This window comes from Vicinamibacteria bacterium, from assembly GCA_035620555.1.
Lineage (GTDB): Bacteria > Acidobacteriota > Vicinamibacteria > Marinacidobacterales > SMYC01 > DASPGQ01.
In genome coordinates this window covers 1-3,288 of sequence record DASPGQ010000521.1, presented here as the reverse complement: position 1 = coordinate 3,288, position 3,288 = coordinate 1, and the positions used below count along the sequence as shown (strand labels likewise).

The following is a 3,288-nucleotide window of genomic DNA, read 5'->3' as shown; positions in this document are numbered from 1 at the left end:
CGAACGAGGCGGAAATCATGAACCGCCTGCGCCGGGGCGAGACGACGCTCGACATCTATGGCTTCTAGCTTCGTCTTCGATCCGTACGGGCCTCGAGTCCATAGCGACCCGTTCCCGCTCTACAAAGTTCTTCGTGACGAGCATCCCGCCTACTTCAGCGAGCCCGGAGACTGCTGGGTTCTCTCACGCTACGCCGACGTCGTGCACGCCGTCCTGGATACCGACACCTTTTCCTCCGCGCAGGGCAACATCATCGACGACTCACCTCTTCGGGCGGGTGCGACCCTGGGCACGACCGATCCACCGCGCCACGATCAGCTGCGAAAGCTCGTCCAGAGCGCCTTTCTTCACTCGAACATCCAGAAGATGGAGCAGCCGGCCCGGGAACAAGCGCGGGTGATTCTCGAGGAAGCGAAGGCGCGAGGCGAGCTCGACCTCGTGAACGAGCTCGCGACCCCGGTAACGACGGGAATCTTGGCGCGGCTTCTCGGTCTTCCCGCCGACAACCTCTCTCAGCTCAAGCGCTGGGTGAGCGACTCGTTGAGACGCGATCCGGTCACGCGCAAGAGCCCTCCGCACGCCGACGAAGCTCGCAGGCAGCTCACGGCGCTGACCGAAGCGGTGATTGCCGAGCGAAAGAGCTCTCCCACCGGCGATCTCATCTCCGGGCTCATCCAGGCTCGGGTCGACGGCGAAGCACTTACCGAGCGAGAAATCCTCATGACGTCACGAACGCTCCTTGCCGCTGGCGTCGAGTCCACCGTGAGCTTCTTCGGCAACCTCGCGTTGAACCTGACGTGCTTCGCCGAGGCGCGCCAGCGCGTCATCGCCGAACCAGCCCGGATGGGCGACGCCATCGAGGAGTCCCTGCGCTACAACACGTCGGCTCAACGTTTTAGCCGCACACTCACACGGGACTTCGAGATTCACGGCCGGCGCCTTCGAGCGGGCGACAAGGTAATGGTCGTCTTCGGCTCGGCCAACCGAGACGAAAGGAAGTTCCACGAGGCGGATCGCTACGACATCGACCGAAGGCCCACCGACCATCTCGGCTTCGGACACGGGAAGCACTACTGCATCGGAGCCGGCTTCGGACGCCTCTTGACCCGGGTGATGGCCGAGGAGCTTCTGCGCAACGTCCCCGAGTACAATCTCGTGGGCGAGCTCGACTGGCTCCCCTCACCCACCTTCAGGAGCATGGTGAGCTTTCCTGTTAGTTTCTGAAGAGAACTGTCGCTCATCTGATCTAGACAAAAAACTCTTATTATCTGTAGCTTATAAACCGTTTGATAATTGATACCGTTTAGAATAGTATATCGTTTAATGAGCGCCACAGGCGAAAATTCAACAGACCGGTATCTTGCGCTCTGCCGGGAGCGGGGCCTCGCGATGACCGTCCAAAGAAGGGTCATTCTCGATGAGCTCGTTCGACGCAAGGATCATCCTACCGCCGACCAGATCTATGACAGCGTGCGCGACCGCCTTCCCGAAATCTCCAGGACGACGGTGTACCGCGTACTCGACACCTTCGTGAAAGTGGGCGCGATCCAGAAGGTACTCCACCCCGGCGCCGTGGCTCGGTTCGATCCGATTCGAGAACGACATCATCATCTGATCTGCGAGCGATGCGGGGAGCTCTTCGACCTCCGAGCCGAGGCGGTGCCCGATGTCGCTCTTCCGACGCTCGCCGACGGATTCTTGATCGAGGATTACACCATCAATTTCTCCGGCATCTGCTCTGGATGCCGGACATGCTGAAGGAGGAGAACGCAGAAAATGGCGCAGCTGAAAGGAACCAAGACGCACGTGAATCTCAAAGAGGCCTTCGCCGGCGAGTCTCAGGCGAACCGCCGCTACCTCTATTTCGCGAAAGTCGCCGATGTCGAGGGCTACCCGGAGATCGCCAGCAATTTTCGCGAGACCGCGGAAGGTGAAACCGGTCATGCGCACGGCCACCTCGACTATTTGAAACAGGTGGGCGATCCCGCCACCAATCTTCCGATTGGAGACACCGCTGACAATCTCAAGGCGGCGGTTGCCGGCGAGACCTACGAGTACACCGACATGTACCCCGGCATGGCCAAGACGGCCCGCGAAGAGGGTTTCGCCGAGATCGCCAACTGGTTCGAAACGTTGGCCAAGGCTGAAAAATCACACGCCGGCCGCTTCCAGAAGTTCCTCGACTCACTCGACTGAGGCTATTTATCTCGCAATGGGGCGGGCGCGTCGCGTCCGCCCCGAGAGCCGACTCGCGAAGTGACCGAAGCCAAGACAACCATCTCCTACCAGCCTACCGACGGGCTGAGCTACGACCCTGACGAACCCAAATACTGGGACGCGAGCGCTCTCGCGAAAGAGGTCGAGCGGACGTTCGAGATCTGTCACGGATGTCGCATGTGTTTCAAATACTGCGACAGCTTCCCGACACTCTTCGACCTGATCGACAACCAGCACGACGGCGACGTTCGCAAGCTCGACGCCAGCGAGACCGACCGCGTGATGGGCGCGTGCTTTCAGTGCAAGCTCTGCGAAGTCCAATGTCCCTACACCGAGCGGGACGGCCACGAGTTTAGGCTCGACTTCCCTCGTCTCGTGCATCGCTACCGGGCGCAGAAGCGCCGTGACGAGCGGCCTTCGCTGAGAGACCGTCTACTATCGAATCCCGATCTCGCGGGAACGATGGCGCGGGCGAGCTTCGGCATGGCCAATGCGGTCAATCGCTCCCAACTCCACCGTAAATTCATCGAGAGGTTTCTCGGCATCCATCGGGAAAAACTCCTGCCCGAGTTCGCCTCCTCGACCTTCGAGCGATGGGCCGCGAGTCAGGGAAGACTTCGCCGTGGGCCGGGCGACCCGCCCCCAGAGGCCGTGCTCTTCCAGACGTGCTACGTGCAGAACCACGAGCCTCAGATCGGACGGGACACGCTCGAGGTGCTCGATCGGAACGTCGTCTCGACCGCCTGCATCGCCGGACTCCAGTGCTGCGGCATGCCGGCATGGGAGACGGGCGATCTCGAATCAACCAGAAGCCAGGCGAGGCACAACCTGAAGCTCCTGAAGCCGTTCGTGGACGTGGGGGCGAGGGTGCTCGCGATCAACCCCACCTGCGCCATGATGATGCGCCGCGAGTATCCCGACCTCGTCGCTTCGGAAGACCGCGACGTCGCGCGGAGAGTCGCCGATGCCGTTCAGGATCCATCCGAATATCTCTGGTCCATACGAAAAGAGGAGCGGTTCGATACCGGCTTCAAGAGCTCACCAGGGCCACGGGTGGCCTACCACGCGCCC

Annotated in this window: 4 protein-coding genes; all 4 read left to right on the top strand. The window is 61.2% G+C overall.

Annotation, left to right across the window (positions count from 1 at the left end):
* Positions 1-57 precede the first annotated feature (57 nt).
* A complete protein-coding gene (locus VEK15_21170) occupies positions 58-1,224 on the top strand; it encodes a cytochrome P450 (protein ID HXV63224.1) in 1,167 nt (388 codons plus the stop codon).
* A 99-nt stretch (positions 1,225-1,323) separates the two neighbouring features.
* Positions 1,324-1,758, top strand: a complete 435-nt coding sequence (locus VEK15_21165; GenBank protein HXV63223.1) for a Fur family transcriptional regulator — start codon at positions 1,324-1,326, stop codon at positions 1,756-1,758.
* Positions 1,759-1,776: 18 nt separating this feature from the next.
* A complete protein-coding gene (locus tag VEK15_21160) occupies positions 1,777-2,196 on the top strand; it encodes a rubrerythrin family protein (protein ID HXV63222.1) in 420 nt (139 codons plus the stop codon).
* A gap of 60 nt (positions 2,197-2,256) precedes the next feature.
* A partial coding sequence (locus VEK15_21155) for a heterodisulfide reductase-related iron-sulfur binding cluster (GenBank protein ID HXV63221.1) occupies positions 2,257-3,288 on the top strand: 1,032 nt, incomplete at its 3' end.